The following is a 20605-nucleotide window of genomic DNA, read 5'->3' as shown; positions in this document are numbered from 1 at the left end:
CGTCGCCGGGCCCTTACCGCGCCTGTGCCGCGTCCTGATCCTGCGCGATCGGCTCCCCATGCAGCTTCGGCCGCCGGCGCGACTCCTCCGGCCCGCGGAACACCAGCGGCATCTCGCGCAGCAGCGGTTCGCCGCGCTGGGCGCGATCGACCGCTTCCAGCACCTTGTGGTGCGACGGCGATTTGTCGCACACCGGGTCGGCGGCAGCCGGATCGCCGGTGAGCATGAAGGCCTGGCAGCGGCAACCGCCGAGGTCCTTTTCCTTCTCCGGACAAGTGCGGCACGGCTCCTTCATCCAGCTGTCGCCGCGGTAGCGGTTGAAGCCCTCGGAGTCGGACCAGATGCTGCGCACGTCCATGTCGCGCACGTTGGGGAAGGACAGCCCGGGCAGCATGCGCGCCGTGTGGCAGGGCAAGGCGGTACCGTCGGGGGTGACGGTGAGGAACACGTTGCCCCAGCCGTTCATGCACTTCTTGGGTCGCGTCTCGTAGTAATCCGGCACGACGAAGAAGATGCGGATGCGATCGCCGTAGCGCTGGCGGCGTTCGTTGGTGACCCGTTCGGCGCGCTCGATCTGCTCGCGCGAGGGCAGCAGCTGGTCGCGGTTGAGCAGTGCCCAGGAGTAGTACTGGCTGTTGGCGAGTTCCAGGTACTCCGCATCGAGCTCCACCGCCATGTCGATGATGTGGTCGATGTAGTCGATGTTGAGGCGATGGATCACGCAGTTCATCACCATCGGCCAGCCATTGTCCTTGATGATGGCCGCGACCTTCTGCTTGAGGTCGAAGGTGCGGGTGTGCGACAGGAAGTCGTTGAGTTCCCTGGTGGAATCCTGGAAGGAGAGCTGTATGTGGTCCAGCCCGGCGTCCTTCAGCGCCCTCGCCCGTGCTTCCGTGAGGCCGACACCGGAGGTGAGCAGGTTGGTGTAGAAGCCGAGCCGGTGCGCCTCGGCGACCAGCACCTCGAGGTCGTCGCGCAACAGCGGTTCACCGCCGGAGAAGCCGCATTGAACGCTGCCGGCCGCCCTCGCCTCGCGCAGAACGCGCAACCAGTCGTCGGTGGAAAGTTCATCCGGCGTATGGGCGAAATCGACCGGGTTGTAGCAGAACACGCAGTGCAGCGGGCAGCGGTAGGTGACTTCGGCCAGCAGCCACAGTGGCGGCCCGGGTGGCGTTAGGGACGATGCGGGCGACGCCGGCGATGCGTGCTGGGCGCTCATGTCAGCCCTCGATCCAGTGCTGCTGCCTTGCCATGCCGAGGAAAGCCTGCACGTCGGCGAGCAGCCCGGTGGTGGCGAAGGCCTGTTCGAGGTCGGCGACGATGTCGAGCGTGCTGCGCGTGCCGTCGCAGCGCTGCAGGATCTCGCCGGCGCTCTGGTTGAGCTTCACCATCCCCTCGGGGTACAGCAGCACCCAGGCCTGCTGCGCGTCCTCCCACTGCAGGCGGAACTTGCGCGAGATGCGGGGGTAGGCGTCGGGGCTGAAAACAGCGGCCTCGGTCATTGCGCCCTCGCCCCCAGTTCGCGCGGTCCGGCAATGTGCACCTCGCACTGGCTCAACATGATTGCGTCGGCCAGCGCCCACAGCACGTCGAGCTTGAATTGCAGGATGTCGAGCGCGCGCTGCTGCAGCGCGCGGCTCTGGCTGAAGTAATCGAGCGTGAAGCGCAGGCCGTGCTCGACGTCGCGCCGCGCCTGGGTGAGGCGGTTCCTGAAGTACTGCAGGCCGGCGGTGTCGACCCAGGGGTACTGCGTCGGCCAGGTGTCGATGCGCTGCTGATGGATGTGCGGCGCGAACAGTTCGGTGAGGCTGGAGGCGACCGCTTCCTGCCACGGGCGCTGGCGGGCGAAGTTGATGTAGGCGTCGACCGCGAAGCGCGCTGCGGGCGCCACGTAGCGCAGCGAGGTGACGTCGTCGCGGCTGAGGCCCACCGCCTCGCCCAGCCGGATCCACGCCTCGATACCGCCGGGGTCGTGGATGCCACCGCCATCACCCAACTGAGCATAGCCGTCGTGGTCGAGGATGCGCTGGATCCACTCACGGCGGATCTCGCGGTCGCTGCAATTCGACAGGATCGCGGCGTCCTTCACCGGAATGGCGATCTGATAGTAGAAGCGGTTCGCGACCCAGCCCTGCAACTGCGAACGCGTGAGCCTGCCCTCGGCCATCATCACGTGAAACGGATGGTAGATGTGGTAGCTCGTGCCCTTCTCGCGCAGCAGGGCTTCGAATTCTTCTGCACTCCAGGGCGGCAGGTCGCCGGCGCCGGCGCCGCGGGCGGAGAGGAGTTCGGCGTGGGCAGCTTCGGGCGGTGCGGCGGTCTGCATGCGGGCGTTCACAGGGCGATCTCCATGCCGTCAAAAGCGACCTCGATGCCGCGGGCGCTCAACTCGGCGCGCTGCGGGCTGTCCTCGTCGAGGATGGGGTTGGTATTGTTGATGTGAATCAGTATCTTGCGTGTGGTTTGCGGCAACTGCTCCAGCCATTCGAGCATGCCGCCCGGGCCGGACTGCGGCAGGTGACCCATGGCGCGCGAGGTCTTGGACGAGGCGTCGAGGCGGATCATCTCGTCGTCGGTCCACAGCGTGCCGTCGACGAGCACGCAGTCGGCGCGCTGCATGGCGGTCCACACATGGGCTTCCATTTCGCCCAGCCCCGGCGCATAGAAAACCCGCTTGCCACTTGTCGCGTCGACGAGCGTGACGCCAATGTTGTCGCCGGGTTGCGGCTTATCGCGGTGCGGGGAGTACGGCGGCGCATTGCTGGTCAGCGACAAGGCCTCGAAGGCGAGACCCGGGGCGCCGTCGATGGAGAAGCGGTCGTCGAGCGGCAGCGCGCGCCAGTCGACGCCGGCGTAGTGCGCCAGTACGCCGAAGATGGGGTTGCCGACCGACAGGTCCTCGCGCACGCCGGGCGTGCACCACACCGGCCAGGGCTTGCGATGTTCGCGCAGCATGTAGAGGCCGGTGGTGTGGTCGATCTGGGCGTCGATCAGCACGATCGCGGCGATCGCCGTGTCGCGCAGCGCACGCGCCGGTTGCAGCGCCGGGAAGCTGCGGATCTGCTGCAGTACGTCGGGTGAAGCGTTGAACAGCACCCAGCTCTCACCGTCGCCGCTGGCGGCGATCGACGACTGCGTGCGTGCCGAAGTGCGGATGCGGCCCTTGCGCACGCCGTCGCAGTTCGTGCAGTTGCAGTTCCACTGCGGAAAACCGCCGCCGGCGGCAGAGCCCAGTACGTGAATCCTCACGCGACCTCCGGTAAACGTGACAGGGCGGCTCCGAGGAGCCGCCCTGTCGGCCTGGATCAGCGGTTGGCGATGTACATCGTGATTTCAAAGCCGAAACGAAAATCGCAGGCGGCCGGGGTTTCCCATTTCATGATGTGTCTCCTGTCGGTGTTGGTTTTCGTGGCCCTGTCGGGCAAGGCCACGCGATGCATCATGGGGGAGTTGCCGGTGTGAGGCATCGTGAGGACGTGGAACCTGGCCTCATGATTTTCATGAGATGCGCTTTCGACGCCCTGCGACACCTGTCGAGCGCCTAAGATCGACACATGAGCAAGAAGTCTGGCACCCCAAGGACTGACAACCACGCAGGCAGCGCTTGCGATTCCGTTTCCGCCCCAGTTGGCGAGCCCGCCCTTGCGGGCGTCGAGACGGAGGCTGTCCTGTTTCCGCCGCTCGAGCCGTTCGACACCGGCATGCTCGCGGTGGGCGACGGGCATCGTCTCTACTACGAGCAGTGCGGAAACCCGGACGGCCTGCCGGTGGTGTTCCTGCATGGCGGCCCGGGCAGTGGCTGCTGCCCGCGGCACCGGCAGTTGTTCGATGCCGAGCGCTTCCGGGTGGTGCTGTTCGACCAACGCGGCTGCGGACGCAGCCTGCCCCGGGGCGGGCTCGCCGCAAATACCACGCCGCACCTGATCGCAGACATCGAGTTGCTGCGTGCCCACCTGGGCATCGATGCCTGGCTGGTGGTGGGCGGGTCGTGGGGGGCTAGCCTCGGTGTCGCCTACTGCGCAAGCCATCCTGCGCGCTGTCTCGGCGCGCTGTTGCGCGGCATCTTCCTGACCGGTCGCGAAGACATTGACTGGTTCTTCCAGGGCGCCGGAGCCCTGGCACCCGAAGCGTGGACGCAGCTGATCGAAGGTGTCGGCGCGGCCACGCCGGAGCGCGTCGCGGCGCAACTGTTGGCGGCGGTCCATGCGGTTGACCCGAACCTCGCCGCACAGGCGGTAAGGGCCTGGATGGCCTGGGAAGCCGCAGTGGGGGCACCCGGCATGGCGCCGCCAGCCCTGCCCGAACTGGACGTCCCGGCGCTGCAGGCCGCCATCGACAAGTATCGGGTGCAAGCTCACTACCTGGCGCACGCGTGCTTCCTTGGTGACGAGGCCTTGCTCGGCATGGCGAACCGCCTTGCCGTGATGCCGGTCTGCATTTTGCACGGCCGTCTCGACCTGGTATGCCGCCCGGTCAATGCGTGGCGCCTGCACCGGGCGGTGCCGGGCAGCCGGCTGGTCTTCGTGGACGGCGCGGGACATAGCCCGTTCGAGACTGCCATGAGCCGGGCGATCATTGAAGCACTGCGCAGCTTCGATCGAAATGGTCATTTCGAGGCCGTGGCTGGCTGTGCTCATGAAAATCGCTAGTGCCGACTCCCGATGGGGATGATGTAAGCGGGGGCACAGAAGTCCAAAATCGGCCAACACCCTATTGGAGTAGAAATCGCCATGCAACGCGCGCCCGCCTTGAAGCCCCTGCCCCGTCTCGTTGCGGCTGCCCTTCTCCCGTCCAGCTTGCTGTGCGTCGCGCCGGCGGCCGCGCAGGATGCGGCTGCAACGCCGGTGATGCTCAATCCGGTCGTCGTCACCGGTAGCCGGGTCGAGACCGAGAGCTTCGACTTGCCGTATTCCGTCGACGTCGTTGATATGCGCGGCACCCAGGAGGGCAACCTGCGCGTAAACGTCTCGGAGGCGCTCAACGGCGTGCCGGGCCTCGTGATCCAGAACCGCCAGAACTACGCGCAGGATCTGCAGATCTCGGTGCGCGGTTTCGGCGCACGTGCGGCCTTTGGCGTGCGTGGGGTGAAGCTCATCGCCGACGGCATTCCGGCCTCGAATCCCGATGGACAGGGGCAGGCGGCGACCTTCAATCTCGACACCGCCGAGCGCATCGAGGTGCTGCGCGGCCCCTTCTCCACCGTGTATGGCAACCACGCGGGCGGCGTTATCCAGCTCTTCTCGCGCGACGGTGAAGGCCCGCCGCGCATCACCGGTGGCGTGACTGCCGGGTCGTGGGGTACGACGCGTTTCGGTCTCGGGACCGAAGGCGAGAAGAACGGCGTCGGCTTCGTGCTCGACGCTTCGCGTCTGGACACCGACGGCTATCGTGACCACAGCGAGGCGCGTCGCGACCAGGGCTTCGCCAAGATCACCTTGCGGCCGGACGAGGACAGCAAGCTCACGCTGGTGGGCAGCGGCTTGCGCCAGAAGGACACCGAAGACCCGCTGGGCGTCACCTGGGAGACCTACAAGCGTGATCCGCGCGGGGTGGAACAGGTCGCCCTCGACAACAACACCCGCAAGAGCATCGACCATTTGCAGGGCGGCGTGACCTATGAGCGCCGTTTCGGCCGGGACCGCCTGCAGCTCTCGGCCTATTCCGGCACGCGCAGCGTGACACAGTATCAGTCCATCCCGACCGGGCCGCAGGCCGCGCCGCGCCATGCCGGGGGCGTCGTCGATTTCGACCGAGACTTCTTTGGCGGTGGCGCGCGCTGGATCGCGGAGCGCAACCTGGGCACCGGCCTGCTGACCGTGACGGCGGGTATCGACTACGACGAAGCCGAGGACGCGCGTCGCGGCTACCAGAACTTCATCGGCAGCGTGCTGGGCGTCAAGGGGACGCTGAGGCGCAACGAGACTGACACGATCACGAGCACCGATCCCTACCTGCAGGCCCAATGGAAGCAAGGCGACTGGCTGTGGACCGCCGGCGTGCGCCACTCCAAGGTGCGCTTCAAGGTCGACGACCGCTACATCGTGCCCGGCAATGGCGACGACAGCGGCTCGGTCTCGTACAGCGAAACGACGCCTGCCCTCGGGGTCGCGTACGCGCTGAGCCCGGCCGTAAACGTTTATGCGAGCTACGGCGAGGGCTTCGAGACGCCGACGCTGAACGAGCTTTCGTACGCATCGCCGAGCACCGGCTTCAATTTCGACTTGAAACCTTCGACCAGCAAACAGGCCGAAGTCGGCCTCAAGGCGATCGTGGGTGATGCGACCCGCGTGAATGTCGCGCTCTTCCAGATCGGAACGGACGACGAGATCGTCGTTGCCGAGTCGTCCGGCGGGCGTACCAGCTACACCAACGCGGGCAAGACCAAGCGCAAGGGCGTCGAGCTGTCGGTGGAATCGGAACTGCAGGCCGGTCTGGTCGCACGAGGGGCTGTGACCTGGCTGGATGCACGCTATGACGACGCCTTCGTGAGCCGCGGCACCACCGTGCCTTCCGGCAACCGCATTCCCGGCATCCCTGAGGTGAGCGTGTTTGGCGAGCTGGCGTGGTCCGTGCGCAGTGGCCTGACAGTCGCGGCCGAGGCGATCTAGCGCAGCAAGGTCGAGGTCAACGACCTCAACGATGCCAGGCCCGCGCCGGCCTATACGCTGGTGAATCTGAGGCTGTCGGCCGAGCAGAAATCCGGCCCCTGGACGTTCGCCCAGTTGCTGCGCCTCGACAACGTGTTCGACCGCGAGCACATCGGCTCGGTGATCGTTGGCGATGCGCAGGGGCGCTACTACGAGCCGGGCCCCGAACGCAGCCTCTACGGCGGCGTGCGCGCGACCTACAGCTTCTGAGTCTGGCGGGAGATGGGGCGCAAGCTGCGCCCTACTCCAGCTCGCGCATCTTCTCCAGCGCTTCCTCGACGCGGTCAACGGCGATGACCTTCAGGCCGTCGATGGCCTGCTTGGGGGCGTTGGCCTTGGGCACGATCGCGACGTCGAAGCCGAGCTTGGCCGCCTCCTTGAGGCGCTCCTGCCCGCGCGGCGCCGGGCGGATTTCGCCGGCCAGGCCGACCTCGCCGAACACCGCCAGGCCGCGGCGCAGCGGACGGTCGCGTAGCGAGGACACGATTGCGAACAGGATGGCCAGGTCGGCCGCCGGCTCGGTGATCTTGACCCCACCCACCGCATTCACGAACACGTCCTGATCGAAGCACACCACCCCTGCATGGCGGTGCATGACCGCGAGCAGCATGGCCAGCCGGGTCGGCTCGAGGCCGACCGACAGCCGCCGCGGATTGGGGCTCTGCGAGGCATCGACCAGCGCCTGCACCTCGACCAGCAGCGGACGCGTGCCCTCCTGCGTGATCAGCACGCAGCTGCCTGCGACCTGCTGCGAATGCTGCGACAGGAAGATCGCCGACGGGTTGGATACGCCGCGCAGCCCGCGCTCGGTCATGGCGAACACGCCGAGCTCGTTGACCGCGCCGAAGCGATTCTTGAAAGCGCGGATCAGACGGAAGCTCGAATGCGTGTCGCCCTCGAAATACAGCACGGTGTCGACAATGTGCTCGAGTACACGCGGGCCGGCGAGCGTGCCGTCCTTGGTGACATGGCCGACCAGGATCAGGCTGGTGCCGCTCTGCTTGGCAAAGCGCGTGAGCTGCGCGGCACACTCGCGCACCTGGGCGACCGAACCCGGGGCCGACTGCAGGGCCTCAGAGTACACCGTCTGGATCGAATCGATGACCGCCACGCGCGGGCGGGATTCGCGCAGCGTGTGCAGGATGCGCTCGAGGTTGATTTCGGCGAGCATCTGCAGCTCGGATGGCGGAAGTTGCAGACGATGCGCGCGCAGCGCCACCTGTTCGCCGGACTCCTCGCCGCTGACGTAGACCACTTTGTGCGCGGCCGACAGGTTTGACAGGGCCTGCAGCAGCAGCGTTGACTTGCCGATGCCCGGGTCGCCGCCGATCAGCACGACGCCGCCCGCGACGAGGCCGCCGCCCAGCACGCGGTCGAACTCGTCCAGACCGGTGGGCTGGCGCGGTTCCTCGCGCGGCTGCAGCGAGGACAGCGGTTGCAGCCGGCTCGTCTGTCCGGCCAGTGCGGCAAAGCGACTCCCTGCGGAGGGGCCGCTCTCGATGATCGTTTCGCTGAGGGTGTTCCAGGCGTGGCACTGGGGGCACTGCCCCTGCCAGCGCGGCACCTGCGCGCCGCATTCGCTACAGACGAAGGCCGACTTCGCCTTCGCCATCAGCTCACGGTATCCTTGTCCTGCGCCATGCGTGCGAACTCGTCGCATGCATAGTCGGCAAAGGCCGTGATCAGGCGCGAACGGAACTTGTCGCGCGGTACGATCACTTCCAGCGGCGTGTAGATGCGCGGTTCGAGGCGGATGGCGGCGAGGCGGCCCTCGGCCACGTCGCGGCGAATCGCGCGTTCGGAGGCAATCGCGAACCCGAGGCCGGCGGCGGCCAGTTGCTTGATCGTGGCCAGGCTGCCGACTTCGGCGCACAGGGTGATCTCGCTGCCGGCGATGCCAGCGGCCTCGAAGAACTCGTCGGCGATCTGGCGGATGCCGTTGCCAGGATCGCGGTCGATGAAGGGATGGCCAACCAGGTCCTTGGCGGTCAGCTTGTCGAACTTGGCCAGCGGATGGTCCGGGCTGCAGATGACCATGAGTTCGTCGCGTGCGGCGCTACGGCGCTCGATGGTGTGCTGCTCGGTGACGATTTCGATGAGCCCGATGTCGAGGTCGCGTGCCGCGACGCTGTCCTCGGTCAGTTTCGAATTGCCGACCACGACGCGCGGCAGCACCCGCGGGTACTTGCGCTTGAAGCCTTCGAGGATGGTCGGCAGCCAGTAGGCGGCGATCGTGGTGCTGGTGCCGATCTTGATCTGGCCGGCGAGCTCGTCGGTCATTTCGGAGACGCGTGAATCGAGCTCCGCCGATAGGCCGAGAATGCGCTCGGCGTAGGCGAGCACCAGCTCACCTGCGGGCGTCAACGTGATCTTGCCGTGGCCGCGATCGAGCAGACGGGTGTCGAAGTGTTCCTCCAACTGCTTGATCTGGAAGGTGACGGCCGGCTGCGTCATGTAGAGATGCTCGGCGGCACGGGTGAATGAGCCGTGCTTGGCCACGGCATGGAATACCTGAAGTCTGCGATCAGCCATGGTGTAGATAAGTATGATTTATTGTGTGAATTAGATCATAAACCAGTACGCCCTTGCACACCCCGGAAAACACGGTCCTCATTCTGCGTGATCCACGTCAGCGCAGGCGTCAAGGCTTCGTGTTATAAACCGCGCTCCCGACAACTTGTTGCCCGGTCCACACGATGCCGTTCGGCTTCTACATCATCATGGCGGCGCAGTTCTTTTCTGCGCTTGCGGATAACGCCCTGCTCATCGTCGCCATTGCCTTGTTGCGGGACATGGCCGCCCCTTCGGAATACGAGCCCCTGCTCAAGCTGTTCTTCACCGTTTCCTACGTGGCGCTGGCCGCCTTCGTCGGCGCCTTTGCCGACTCGATGCCGAAGTGGCGCGTGATGCTGATCAGCAACACGATCAAGATCGGCGGCTGTCTGATGCTCTTCCTTGGCGTCCATCCCCTGTTCGCCTACGCCATTATCGGGCTCGGCGCAGCAGCCTACTCGCCGGCCAAGTACGGCATTCTCACCGAGTACCTGCCGCACCGCCTGCTGGTCGTCGCAAACGGCTGGATCGAGGGTCTGACGGTTGGCGCCATCATCATCGGCACGGTGATGGGTGGCCTCATGATTCGTGGCGACGTTGCGGGCTTCCTCATGGGCCTCGGCCTTCCCTTCGTCGATACGCCGTTCGAGGCTGGCGTACTGGTCATCGGTTCGCTCTACCTGATCGCCGCGGGCTTCAACTTCTACATCCCGGATACCGGCGTCGACCACAAGCCGCTGAAGAACAATCCGCTATACCTGCTGCATGACTTCAACCACTGTCTGCACCTGTTGTGGCGCGACAAGCTCGGGCAGATTTCGCTCGCGGTGACGACGCTGTTCTGGGGCGCCGGGGCTACGCTGCAGTTCATCGTGATCAAGTGGGCCGAGCACAACCTGAGCATGAGCCTGTCACAGGCCTCGATGATGCAGGGCGTCGTTGCAGTCGGTGTTGCAGTCGGATCCATCCTGGCTGCGCGCTACGTCACGTTGCGCAAGGCCGTGCGGGTGATTCCGCTCGGCATCGCGATGGGTATCGGCGTGATCTCGATGATCTTCGTCACCAACACAACCGTCGCCATGGCGCTGATGGTGGTCGTCGGCGCGCTGGCCGGCTTCTTCGTGGTGCCGATGAACGCCCTGCTCCAGCACCGCGGGCACATCCTGATGGGTGCGGGCCATTCGATCGCGGTGCAGAACTTCAATGAGAACCTGTCGATACTGGTGATGACCGGCACCTATGCCCTGCTGATCATGTTCGGCCTGTCGATCGACGTCGTGATCGTGCTGTTCGGCCTCTTCGTCGCCGGAACGATGCTGATGGTCAAGCGCCGCCATGAGGCCAACCAGCGCGAGTTCGACAACGTCTCCCTGCTTGAAGACCGCGCCCACTAAGGGCGGATCGCGCGGGCTTCAGTTGCTCGCCGCGCCCCGTTTCCGCTCTGCCACGATACGGCGTGCGAGGCAGAGATCGGCCCACGCCTTGCCCTTGTCCTGCGGATTGCGCAGCAGGTAGGCGGGGTGGTAGGTCACCACCACCGGAATGCCTTTGTAGTCGAAACTGCGCCCGCGCGCGGCGCCGATGCTGACTTCGCTCTCGAGCAGCGCCAGCGCGGCGGGACGTCCGAGCGCGACCAGCACCGTGGGTTGCACGAGCGCGATCTGACGCTCGAGGTACGGACGGCAGCTGCTGATCTCCTCCGGTGCCGGAGTGCGATTGTGCGGCGGGCGGCACTTCACCGCATTGGCGATGTAGACGTCCTCCCCCCGCTGCAGGCCGATCGCTGCAAGCATGTTGTCGAGCAGCCTCCCCGCCTGGCCGACGAAGGGTTCACCGCGCTGGTCCTCCTCGCTGCCCGGCCCTTCTCCGACGAACATCCAGCTCGCGTGGCGGTCGCCGATGCCGGGGACCGCCTGATTGCGGCGCTCGCAGAGTACGCAGGCGGAGCACGTTCGCATGTCGGCCTCGAGGGACGTCCAGTCCAGTGTCGCGATTCGTTCGGAACGGGCCGGATCACGCATTGCCACGACACCGGCGGGCGTCGTTGGGCGCGGTCTGTCCTCGGTCCCAGCGCGGTTCCGCGAGGATGCTGCAGGCGATGCAACGGAATGGCGTGGCGGCACAATGGCTTCGGCGACATGTGCCGCCGGCACGACCTGTGCCGAAACCAGTGTGTCTGCGACCGCGCGTGCGTGTGGCACAAAGTCTGGGGCGATCGGTGAGGCAGACTCACGTTGAGCCGCAGCCGACGCTTCCGGCGGAGCGGGGGCTTCTTCCTCGACAGCGGTGCGCAGACGCCAGACCGGGCCGAGGCCCATCTCGCGCAGAACGGCGTCGCGCCGGGACGTGATCCTTGCGGCAGCACGGGCCATGAAATCAGAGCTCCCGGCGCATCACGATGGCGTCTTCCCGTCCCCCGGCCGCGGGGTAGTAGCCCTTGCGTCGACCGATCTGTTCGAATCCCTGCGAGCGATACAAGGCAAGCCCGGCGAGATTTGACGGGCGTACTTCCAGGAAGAACTGCCCCGCCCCATTCCGCTTTGCGGTTAACTGGAGCCACTCCAGCAGCGCCCTGCCGTGCCCCTTGCCCTGCGCGGCCCGAGCGACGCTGATGTTGAGCAGATGAGCCTCGTCCAGCACCTTGAGTACCACTGCGTAGCCGACGCGCTCGTTGTCGACGCGCATGAGCCACGCGCCATGGCCCGCCGTCAGCGAGTCGGCGAAATTGCCCCGTGTCCACGGGAAGGGATGCAGATCGACCTCCTGGGCGTGGACCCAATCGAGGTCGTTCGGCGTCAGGGGAGAAAAATGGCGGATGGCGCCCTCGTTCACGCACGTCCTCCACGTGCAAGGCGCTCAGCGGTCGTCAGTGCGACCTTGTCGCGGACGTAGAGCGGCGCGGCCTGTTCCGGGGGGAGCAAGCGGCTGCTGACGGCCATGCGGGCGCCGAGCACGGCGACTTCATCCGCTCGCGCGACGAGATTGTCGCGGCAGTCGTCGATGAACATCGCCAGACGATGACGAAGGGCATCCGGCCAGACTGCGAACGCGGACCCGACCGCAGTCCAGTGCCCCTCCAGCAGTTCGATATCTTCAGGTACATCGCAGCGTGGGCCGCTGACGAGCCTGGGGGTTCCGTCTTCGTCACGCACATACGCTGCGTGGTAAACCTCGCCCATGCGCGCATCGGTGGCGACGAAAACCCTTGGCGCGCTGGCCTGCAGCGCCAACGCATCGAGACTGCCCACGGTGGCAATGCCAAGCCCCGCGCCCAGGGCAAGCCCCTGGGCTACGCCGCAGGCGAGCCGAAGCCCGGTGAAGGCGCCGGGCCCCGCACCGAAAGCGACTGCGTCCAGTTGGCCCACGGTCAGGCCGGCCTCGCTCAACAGCGCAGCAATGTCGCGCAGGACGGATTCGGAATGATTGGCAGCCCCGTCGATTCGGCGGCTGAGAATTGCTCCGTCGACGAGTAACGCAACACTGCCCTGCTCGCTCGACGCTTCGATAGCCAGGATTTTCATGATCGCCGTATTCTAACGGCTTGGAGGCCCAGCGCGCGCCGCGCGCGGCAAAGGCATTGAGCCTCAGCGCCCCTTTTTGCGCCCTACGGCGTTCTCCGGATAGGCACCGCGCATCGCGTCGCGCAGATCGCGGTGCAGGGCGTCCCGCTCTTCCGCGTTCAGGCGGCGTCGGGCGGGTGGAGCTTCCTGCGATTCATGGTTAGAGATCAGGACGCGGCGCAGGTCGCCACGCGGCCGCTCGATCAGAACCCCTTCGCTGTCCTGCAGGACAGGCGACGCATTCGGACTGCGTGCCAAGGCGCTGCTGCTCGTCAGTCCCATCACCGAAGCCGTCAACACCGCCAAGCCGAACGCAACCCGCACTCTGCGGGCAGGGTGAGACGTTTGTGGGAAAGCGGGTTGACTCGTCTTCATGATCTACCGTTCGGGTGGTTTTCACGCGCAACGCGGTAATACGCAGGACGAAACATACGGGATTCCCCTGTCCGAAAACAGTCTTGCGACGACATCGCAGACGCCCTTTGTAAGGGCGTGTTGCCTTTTGGCATCATGCTTACGAAGCGTTACCCGTCTCCCCCCGGGATGCAGATTCCGGGCACTGGCCAGCGTTCGGGACTAAGGATACGATTTGCGCCATGAACGGAAAAACACGATACCGCGTACTGCTGGTGGACGACGATGCGCGACTGCGCGAGTTGTTGTCCCGTTATCTTCAGGAACAGGGCTTTGCCGTGAAGGCCGTCGGTGATGCGCCGATGATGGACCGGGCGCTGCACCGTGAGCACTTCGACCTGATGGTGCTCGACCTGATGCTGCCCGGTGAGGATGGACTGGCGATCTGCCGCCGACTGCGCGCGGCCGAGAACCACATCCCGATCATCATGCTGACGGCGAAGGGTGACGACGTTGACCGTATCGTCGGCCTTGAAATGGGTGCGGACGATTACGTGGCCAAGCCGTTCAATCCGCGCGAACTGGTTGCCCGCATCCAGGCGGTCATGCGCCGTCAGCCGCAGAGCCTGCCCGGCGCGCCGACGCCCGAGGACGAGATCGTGGTCTTCGGCAGTGTCCGCGTGAATCTCGGCACGCGCTCCCTGGAGCGCAACGGCGAGGAAATCCAGCTCACCACGGGCGAGTTTTCGTTGTTGAAGGTGCTTCTGCAGCACCCCCGGCAGCCCCTGTCGCGCGACAAGCTGATGGAACTCGCCCGCGGCCGCGAGTACGGCGTGTTCGACCGGGCGATCGACGTTCAGATTTCCCGCCTGCGCAAGCTGGTCGAGGACGACCCCGCCAAGCCGCGCTACATCCAGACGGTCTGGGGCTTCGGCTACGTCTTCGTACCGGACGACACCAAGGGCGGCCAGGGAGAGGAACGCGAGGCGGACGCCGCCGAGTGAGCGCGGCATGCCCCGTCCTCTGAGCATCCGGCGCATGCGTGCGCTGGGGCGTTTCGTGACCGCGTGGCTTCCGCGCACCCTGCTCTGGCAGACCTTCCTGCTGGTCGCGTTGCTGCTGATCCTGTCGCTCGGCGCTTGGTCGCAAATCTTCCGCTACTTTCAGGAGCCGGCGCGTGCGCGTGATGTGGCACAGATGGTTGTGTCGGTCGTGAACCTGACCCGGACCGCGCTGATCAACGCGCACGCGGAACGCCGTATCGACCTGCTGATCGACCTTGCCGCGCTTGAAGGGATCCGCATCTACCCGGCGGAGGCGTCCGACGAAATCCTGCCACTGCGTGGGAGTCGCCCTCTCAGGCTATTGACCGACGAGGTACGACGGCAACTCGGCGAGCACACGCGCTTCGCGTCGCGGTGGAAGGCGCTCGACGGTTTCTGGGTGAGCTTTCGCCTTGATCCGGACGACCAGTTCGACGAGTACTGGGTCATGCTGCCGTCAGAGCGCATCGAGACCACGGACACGCTGGGATGGCTCGTATGGGGTTTCGGCGCACTCGTGGCTGCACTGCTCGGCGCATATCTGATCGTGTCCCGCATCGGCAAGCCATTACGCGCCCTGGCGCGCACAGCGCGCTTGGTCGGCAGCGGACAGACCCCCCCGCCGCTGGAAGAAAGCGGCCCGCAGGAGATTGCCGTCGTCGCCCATGCCTTCAACCAGATGGCGGGCGATCTCGCGCGCACCGACGCCGATCGAGCCCTTATCCTCGCCGGCGTGTCGCACGATCTCAGGACTCCCCTGGCGCGATTGCGGTTGGGAATCGAGATGTCCGGGGCGCCGGAGGATGAAGTTAGCGCGATGGTCGCCGACATCGAAGAGATGGACCGCATCATTGGCCAGTTTCTCGATTTCGGCCGTGGCACCCCGCAGGAGCCACCCCAGGCGATCGACATCGCGAGCCTGGTGCGGGATGTCACAGAACCCTATCGCCTCAGGGGTGTCGACATCACGGTCGCGGTGCCGGACAGTCTGGTCGCGCCAGCTCGTGCATTGTCGATCAGGCGGGCACTCGCAAACCTCATCGACAATGCCCTGCGTTACGCAGGAGAGGACAAGCCTTTGACAGTCACGGCAGGCGTCATGGAGTCGGAGGTCTGTATTGAAGTCGCCGATCGCGGTCCGGGCATTCCCGAAAACGAAGTGGAACGCATGCGCCATCCCTTCACGCGGCTGGAGAAGGCCCGCTCGAACACCAAGGGGGCGGGGCTCGGTCTGGCTATCGTAGACCGCGTGATGCGTGCCCATCAGGGCCACCTCGACCTCCTTCCGCGAGAAGGGGGCGGCCTGCGCGCAATTCTCCGCCTGCCCGCAGGCGGAAGCGTCGCGAGCCACGCTAGAATGCCGGAAGACGGTCGGGAGGCAAATGACAAATGAGCATCATCTTTCGCCAGTTGTTCGATGAGCAAAGCTCCACACTTACCTACCTCCTCGCCGATGCGCAGTCCGGCGATGCTGTGCTCATCGACACGGTCGCCGAGCACAGCGCAATGTATCTGGGGCTGCTGCGCGAGCTCGATCTGAATCTCGTTTATCTGCTCGAAACGCACGCGCATGCGGATCACGTCACCGGCGCAGGCGTGCTCAGGGAGCATACGACAGCGCGTACCGCCACCGGACATCGCACAGGGGTCGCCTGCGCCGATTTGCAACTCACTGATGGGGATACCCTGGTGTTCGGCGACGAGGTGATGCGCGTGATCGCGACGCCAGGCCATACGCCGGGCTGCGTGACTTACCGCTGGCGCAACTGCCTGTTTACCGGCGATGCCCTGCTGATCGGCGGCTGCGGCCGGACGGACTTCCAGGGTGGTGATGCAGGCGCGCTTTACGACAGCATCACGCAACGCCTGTTTACGTTGCCGGACGAAACCCTCGTGTATCCCGCGCACGACTACAAGGGTATGCGGGTGAGTTCGATCGGACAGGAGAAACTGACCAACTCGCGGGTGCCCGGCCGCTCGCGCCAGGAGTTCATCGAACTGATGCAGTCGCTCGACCTACCACGCCCACGCCTGATCGAACAGGCCGTGCCTGCCAACCTGCGCTGCGGCCTGTCCGCCGGCCCGCTCGATATCCATGCCTCCTGAGCAAAGACACGAACCCACCGCCACGCCCTACGAACGTATTGGCGGTGAGGCTGCCGTACGTGCTCTCGTAAGGCGGTTCTACAACCTGATGGACGAGTTGCCCGAGGCATGGGGAGTGCGACGCCTGCACGCCGAGGACCTCGGCGGTTCTGAGGAGAAGCTCTTCCTCTTCCTCTCGGGCTGGCTGGGCGGCCCCAACCTCTACGTCGAACGATTCGGCCCGCCATTCATGCGCGCACGCCACCTTCCCTTCTCCATCGGTGTGGCCGAGCGCGACCAGTGGCTGCTGTGCATGCGCCTTGCGCTCGAAGAGTGTGTCTGCGACGCGGCGCTGCGGGAGAGTCTCTACGGCGCGTTCGCCGGATTGGCAAATCACATGCGCAACCGCGCTGAAACGCCTGCTGAGCAGGCCGGGCAACAATCGCTATAATTCCATCGCATGAAATTCCTGTTCGATCTGCTACCCGTCATTCTGTTTTTTGGCGCCTACAAACTGGCCGGAGCGCAGCCCGAGGCCTCCCACGAACTCGCCGCTCACTGGCTGGGTGACGGCATCGGCGTGGCACAGGCGCCGATCCTGATAGCGACCGCGGTTGCAATCCTTGCGACCTTCGCGCAGATCGCGCTGGTGTGGATCAAGCACCGCAAGGTCGACACCATGCTTTGGGTCAGCCTGGCAATCATCGTCGTCTTCGGCGGTGCCACCCTTTTCTTCCACAATCCCACCTTCATCAAGTGGAAGCCGACCGCGCTTTACTGGCTTTTCGGTGGCGTGCTGCTCGGTTCGGTGACACTGTTCCGCAGGAACCTGATCCGGAAGATGCTCGAGGCGCAGATCCAGTTGCCGGACCCGGTTTGGGGCCGCCTGAATCTGGCCTGGGCGGGTTTCTTCATTTCCATGGGCCTGCTGAACCTGTATGTAGCCTACAGTTTCAGCGAGGAAGCCTGGGTCAACTTCAAGCTGTTCGGCGGCATGGGTCTGATGTTTGCATTCGTGCTAGCCCAAGGCTTCTATCTCTCACGTCACCTCGAAGAGGAAAGTAACTGATGTTCTATGCACTGATCGGCGAGGATGCTCCAGGTACGCTCGATCGCCGCATGGCGGTCCGTCCGGAGCACCTTGCGCGGCTCGAGGCCCTGCGCGACGAGGGGCGTCTGCTGATCGCCGGCCCGATGCCCGCGATCGACTCGCCGGACCCCGGTCCTGCCGGTTTCGCCGGCAGTCTCGTTGTCGCCGAGTTCGACTCCCAGGCCAGTGCCGAGAGATGGCTGGCTGAGGACGCATACGTGCGCGAGGGTGTGTTTGCCCGCACCTCCGTACGCCCGTTCAAGAAGGTCCTGCCGTGACGCAAGCCGTCGTCTCCCGCATCCATGAACGGCTGGTGGACGCGTTCGAGCCCGAGTTGATCGAGATCCACGACGACAGCGCCCTGCACGCGGGCCACGCCGGCGCGCGTGAGGGCGGCGGCCACTACCGCTTGCGGATCGTGTCGCCAGTCTTTGCGGGGCATGGCACCGTCGCACGTCACCGAATGATTTACCAAGCCTTGGGCGACATGATGAAGAAAGACATTCACGCCCTCGCCATCAAGGCAAACACGGCCGAAGAGGCCACCACACAACCCTCCTGAAGGAACACCTATGAAACGCTTTCCGAGCCGCCTTGCCATTGCCCTGATGGCCGGCTTCATTGCCCTCCCCGCGGCTGCGGCCGAATCGCTGGCCAAGGTTAATGGCATTGCGATTCCGGCCGAGCGTGCCGAAGCCATGCTTGCCGAACAGCGCGCCCAGGGTGCGCCTGAAAGCCAGCAGCTGAAGGATGCCGTCCGTGAGGAGCTGATCCGTCGCGAAGTGCTGAGCCAGGAAGCCACCAACAAGGGGCTGGCCAAGAAGGCTGACGTCCAGGCCCAGATGGAAATGGCCAAGCAGGCCATCCTGATTCGCGCCTACCTGCAGGATTTCGTCAAGAACAACCCGGTCAGCGATGCCGACCTGAAGAAGGAGTACGACGCGATCAAGGGCCGCATGGGCGACAAGGAATACAAGCCCCGTCACGTGCTGGTCGAAACCGAAGACGAAGCGAAGGCCATCATCGCCAAGCTGCAGTCCGGCACCGCGTTCGAAGAGGTAGCCAAGGATTCGCGCGACCCGGGCTCGAAGGATCGCGGCGGCGATCTTGGCTGGAGCAACCCGGGCATGTTCGTGAAGCCGTTCTCCGACGCCATGGTGGGTCTCGAGAAGGGCAAGTTCACGACCACGCCGGTCAAGAGCGACTTTGGCTATCACGTCATCCAGCTCGACGATGTACGTGCGACTCAGGCGCCCCCGTTCGAAGAAGTGAAGCCGCAACTGCAGCAGCGTCTGCAGCAGCAGAAGGTCGAGAAGCATGTGCTCGACCTGCGCGCCAAGGCAAAGGTGGAGTAAGGCATCCGACGGATTCGCCTCCGTCTGCGGCAAAGAAAAAGACCCGGGTTTTGGCCCGGGTCTTTTTTTGTCCGCTTCGGTTTCGCGCCCGCTTGCGCGGGCACGAAACCGAAGATCAGAACTGCTCTTCGCTCAGCTCGAGGGCGCCTGCCGCGCCGTTGACGATGGTGTAGGCCAGGCCGGATGCCTGGGCCAGCACGTGGTCGGCGTAGAAGCGCGCGGTGACGATCTTCGTCTTGTAGAACGACGCTTCACCTTCACCAGCTTCCAGCTTGCGCTTCGCGATCAGCGCGGCGCGTCCCATCTGCCAGCCGCCGGCAACGATGCCCAGCAGCTTCAGGAAGGGTACGGACCCGACCGATGCAGCCTTGATGTCCTGGCTGTAGGTGGCGAGGATGTAGGCCACGGCCTCCTCCACCGCGGACACACCGGCGCCCAGCGACTTGGCGATCGCGCCCAGCGCGGCATCGCCGGCACCGGCCAGTTCCGCCTCGACTGCACGCATCATCTTGACCACGCCGGCAATGGTGACACCGTTCTCGCGGGCGATCTTGCGGCCGATCAGGTCGTTCGCCTGGATCGCCGTCGTGCCCTCGTAGATCGTGGTGATGCGGGAATCGCGGAAGTGCTGCGCCGCACCCGTCTCCTCGATGAAGCCCATGCCGCCATGAACCTGCACGCCGTCGGACGTGACGTCGATCGAGTTCTCGGTGCACCAGCCCTTGACCACCGGGATCATCAGGTCGACGAATGCCTGGTTCTGAGCGCGGACGGATTCATCCGGATGGTTGTGGGCCTTGTCGAACGCCGCGCCGACCACGTACGCCAGCGCACGCATCGCCTCGGTCTTGCTCTTCATGTTCATCAGCAGGCGGCGGACGTCGGCATGGTGAAGGATGTTGACCTTCGGACCGCCGCGCACGCCGGCGTCGGTGCCCTGCACGCGATCCTTGGCGTACTGCAGCGCATGCTGGTAGGCGCGCTCCGACAGCGCCAGGCCTTCCATGCCGACCGCAAAACGGGCTTCGTTCATCATGATGAACATGTACTCGAGACCGCGGTTGGGCTCGCCCACCAGCGTGCCGATCGCGCCACCCTTGTCGCCGAACGCGAGCACGCAGGTCGGGCTGGCGTGAATGCCGAGCTTGTGCTCGATCGACACGCAATGCACGTCATTGCGCGCACCCAGGCTGCCGTCGGCATTGACCATGAACTTCGGCACCACGAACAGCGAGATGCCCTTCACCCCTTCCGGCGCGTCCGGCAGGCGAGCCAGCACCAGGTGGATGATGTTGTCCGTCATGTCGTGATCACCGTAGGTGATGAAGATCTTCTGGCCGAAGATCTTGTAGGTGCCATCACCCTGCGGTTCTGCCTTGGTGCGGACAGCGGCGAGGTCCGAACCCGCTTGCGGTTCGGTCAGGTTCATGGTGCCGGTCCACTCGCCCGAGATCATCTTCGGCAGATACATCTCCTTCTGCTCGTCCGTACCGCGCAGCAGCAGCGCCTCGATGGCGCCAGTGGTGAGCATCGGGCAGAGCGAGAACGCCATGTTGGCCGACTTCCACATCTCCATGACGGCCGTCGATAGCAGCTTGGGCAGGCCCTGGCCTCCGTAGTTGGTATCGCCCGCGAGTGCGGTCCAGCCCGATTCGGCGAACTGCTTGTAGGCGTCCTTCCAGCCGGGGGCCGTCGTCACGGCGCCATCGTTCCACTTGGCCCCTTCCTGATCGCCCGTCCAGTTCAGCGGAGCGAGCACGCCGCTGGCGAACTTGTCGGCTTCCTCGAGAATGGCGTCGACCAGGTCGGGGGACACTTCCTCGTTGCCCGGCAGTTGGGCGACTTCGTCAAGGCCGGCCAGTTCGCGCATAACGAACTGCATGTCACGGATTGGGGCGCTGTAGTTGCTCATGGATTG

General features: G+C 65.2%; 22 protein-coding genes and 1 pseudogene. 11 read left to right on the top strand and 12 right to left on the bottom strand.

Features of this window, described 5'->3' with window-relative positions; genetic code table 11:
• Positions 1–13: 13 nt before the first annotated feature.
• The 5 genes from pqqE to pqqA are packed head-to-tail and all read right to left on the bottom strand — an operon-like array spanning position 14 to position 3380.
• Complete coding sequence (gene pqqE, locus CGK74_RS07225) at positions 14–1219, bottom strand: pyrroloquinoline quinone biosynthesis protein PqqE (protein ID WP_094267805.1); 1206 nt, start codon at positions 1217–1219, stop codon at positions 14–16.
• Position 1220: 1 nt separating this feature from the next.
• Positions 1221–1502 (bottom strand): pyrroloquinoline quinone biosynthesis peptide chaperone PqqD, encoded by a 282-nt coding sequence (pqqD, locus tag CGK74_RS07220; RefSeq protein WP_094267804.1) that lies wholly within the window; start codon positions 1500–1502, stop codon positions 1221–1223.
• Positions 1499–2338: a pyrroloquinoline-quinone synthase PqqC gene (pqqC, locus tag CGK74_RS07215; protein WP_206186205.1), complete on the bottom strand. Its 840-nt coding sequence runs from the start codon at positions 2336–2338 to the stop codon at positions 1499–1501. Before pqqC ends, pqqD begins: the two co-directional genes overlap by 4 nt.
• A complete protein-coding gene (gene pqqB, locus CGK74_RS07210) occupies positions 2335–3249 on the bottom strand; it encodes a pyrroloquinoline quinone biosynthesis protein PqqB (RefSeq protein WP_094267803.1) in 915 nt (304 codons plus the stop codon). Before pqqB ends, pqqC begins: the two co-directional genes overlap by 4 nt.
• A gap of 56 nt (positions 3250–3305) precedes the next feature.
• Positions 3306–3380 carry a pyrroloquinoline quinone precursor peptide PqqA gene (gene pqqA, locus CGK74_RS19375; protein ID WP_106408400.1) on the bottom strand — a complete coding sequence of 25 codons (75 nt, stop codon included), beginning with the start codon at positions 3378–3380 and terminating at the stop codon, positions 3306–3308.
• Between the two features lie 321 nt (positions 3381–3701).
• Between pqqA and pip the strand changes: the two genes are divergently transcribed.
• Positions 3702–4649, top strand: coding sequence for a prolyl aminopeptidase (pip, locus tag CGK74_RS07200; RefSeq protein WP_240498651.1), 948 nt, complete (start codon positions 3702–3704; stop codon positions 4647–4649).
• Positions 4650–4730: 81 nt separating this feature from the next.
• Positions 4731–6857 (top strand): annotated as a pseudogene (locus CGK74_RS07195) (TonB-dependent receptor family protein).
• A gap of 31 nt (positions 6858–6888) precedes the next feature.
• Here the strand turns inward: CGK74_RS07195 and radA are convergent.
• Positions 6889–8259 (bottom strand): DNA repair protein RadA, encoded by a 1371-nt coding sequence (radA, locus tag CGK74_RS07190; protein ID WP_094267801.1) that lies wholly within the window; start codon positions 8257–8259, stop codon positions 6889–6891.
• Positions 8259–9179, bottom strand: coding sequence for a LysR family transcriptional regulator (locus CGK74_RS07185; RefSeq protein ID WP_094267800.1), 921 nt, complete (start codon positions 9177–9179; stop codon positions 8259–8261). Before CGK74_RS07185 ends, radA begins: the two co-directional genes overlap by 1 nt.
• A gap of 164 nt (positions 9180–9343) precedes the next feature.
• Between CGK74_RS07185 and lplT the strand changes: the two genes are divergently transcribed.
• Positions 9344–10594: a lysophospholipid transporter LplT gene (lplT, locus tag CGK74_RS07180; protein ID WP_094267799.1), complete on the top strand. Its 1251-nt coding sequence runs from the start codon at positions 9344–9346 to the stop codon at positions 10592–10594.
• An 18-nt stretch (positions 10595–10612) separates the two neighbouring features.
• Here lplT and CGK74_RS07175 read toward each other — a convergent pair whose 3' ends face one another.
• From CGK74_RS07175 to CGK74_RS07160, 4 genes are all read right to left on the bottom strand, one after another.
• Entirely contained in the window at positions 10613–11518 is a 906-nt protein-coding gene (locus CGK74_RS07175; protein ID WP_094267968.1) for a uracil-DNA glycosylase, read from the bottom strand.
• A 58-nt stretch (positions 11519–11576) separates the two neighbouring features.
• A complete protein-coding gene (rimI, locus tag CGK74_RS07170; RefSeq protein WP_094267798.1) occupies positions 11577–12032 on the bottom strand; it encodes a ribosomal protein S18-alanine N-acetyltransferase in 456 nt (151 codons plus the stop codon).
• Complete coding sequence (gene tsaB / locus CGK74_RS07165; RefSeq protein ID WP_094267797.1) at positions 12029–12721, bottom strand: tRNA (adenosine(37)-N6)-threonylcarbamoyltransferase complex dimerization subunit type 1 TsaB; 693 nt, start codon at positions 12719–12721, stop codon at positions 12029–12031. Before tsaB ends, rimI begins: the two co-directional genes overlap by 4 nt.
• Positions 12722–12784: 63 nt before the next feature.
• The gene (locus CGK74_RS07160; RefSeq protein ID WP_094267796.1) at positions 12785–13042 is read right to left on the bottom strand and encodes a hypothetical protein; all 258 of its coding nucleotides are present in this window, start codon (positions 13040–13042) and stop codon (positions 12785–12787) included.
• 314 nt (positions 13043–13356) lie between these two features.
• Here CGK74_RS07160 and ompR point away from each other — a divergent pair, with 314 nt between their 5' ends.
• From ompR to CGK74_RS07120, 8 genes are read left to right on the top strand one after another with little or no spacing between them, the layout of a single operon-like run.
• Positions 13357–14118, top strand: a complete 762-nt coding sequence (ompR, locus tag CGK74_RS07155; RefSeq protein WP_094267795.1) for an osmolarity response regulator transcription factor OmpR — start codon at positions 13357–13359, stop codon at positions 14116–14118.
• Positions 14119–14152: 34 nt separating this feature from the next.
• Complete coding sequence (locus tag CGK74_RS07150) at positions 14153–15550, top strand: ATP-binding protein (protein ID WP_094267794.1); 1398 nt, start codon at positions 14153–14155, stop codon at positions 15548–15550.
• Entirely contained in the window at positions 15547–16263 is a 717-nt protein-coding gene (locus CGK74_RS07145; protein WP_276206046.1) for an MBL fold metallo-hydrolase, read from the top strand. The genes CGK74_RS07150 and CGK74_RS07145 overlap by 4 nt, the downstream gene beginning before the upstream one ends.
• Positions 16253–16693, top strand: coding sequence for a group II truncated hemoglobin (locus tag CGK74_RS07140; protein WP_094267793.1), 441 nt, complete (start codon positions 16253–16255; stop codon positions 16691–16693). The genes CGK74_RS07145 and CGK74_RS07140 overlap by 11 nt, the downstream gene beginning before the upstream one ends.
• 9 nt (positions 16694–16702) lie before the next feature.
• Positions 16703–17311, top strand: coding sequence for a septation protein A (locus tag CGK74_RS07135; RefSeq protein ID WP_094267792.1), 609 nt, complete (start codon positions 16703–16705; stop codon positions 17309–17311).
• The gene (locus tag CGK74_RS07130) at positions 17311–17610 is read left to right on the top strand and encodes a YciI family protein (RefSeq protein ID WP_094267791.1); all 300 of its coding nucleotides are present in this window, start codon (positions 17311–17313) and stop codon (positions 17608–17610) included. The genes CGK74_RS07135 and CGK74_RS07130 overlap by 1 nt, the downstream gene beginning before the upstream one ends.
• Positions 17607–17894 (top strand): BolA family protein, encoded by a 288-nt coding sequence (locus tag CGK74_RS07125; protein ID WP_094267790.1) that lies wholly within the window; start codon positions 17607–17609, stop codon positions 17892–17894. Before CGK74_RS07130 ends, CGK74_RS07125 begins: the two co-directional genes overlap by 4 nt.
• A 10-nt stretch (positions 17895–17904) precedes the next feature.
• The gene (locus tag CGK74_RS07120; RefSeq protein WP_094267789.1) at positions 17905–18687 is read left to right on the top strand and encodes a peptidylprolyl isomerase; all 783 of its coding nucleotides are present in this window, start codon (positions 17905–17907) and stop codon (positions 18685–18687) included.
• Between the two features lie 115 nt (positions 18688–18802).
• Here the strand turns inward: CGK74_RS07120 and CGK74_RS07115 are convergent, their stop codons facing one another.
• Positions 18803–20599 carry an acyl-CoA dehydrogenase gene (locus CGK74_RS07115; RefSeq protein WP_094267788.1) on the bottom strand — a complete coding sequence of 599 codons (1797 nt, stop codon included), beginning with the start codon at positions 20597–20599 and terminating at the stop codon, positions 18803–18805.
• Positions 20600–20605: the final 6 nt, after the last annotated feature.

Origin of the sequence: Thauera propionica (assembly GCF_002245655.1) — a bacterium.
In the GTDB taxonomy this organism is placed as follows: domain Bacteria; phylum Pseudomonadota; class Gammaproteobacteria; order Burkholderiales; family Rhodocyclaceae; genus Thauera; species Thauera propionica.
Note: the sequence above shows the minus strand (reverse complement) of the source record. Positions and strands in the feature narration are given on the sequence as shown.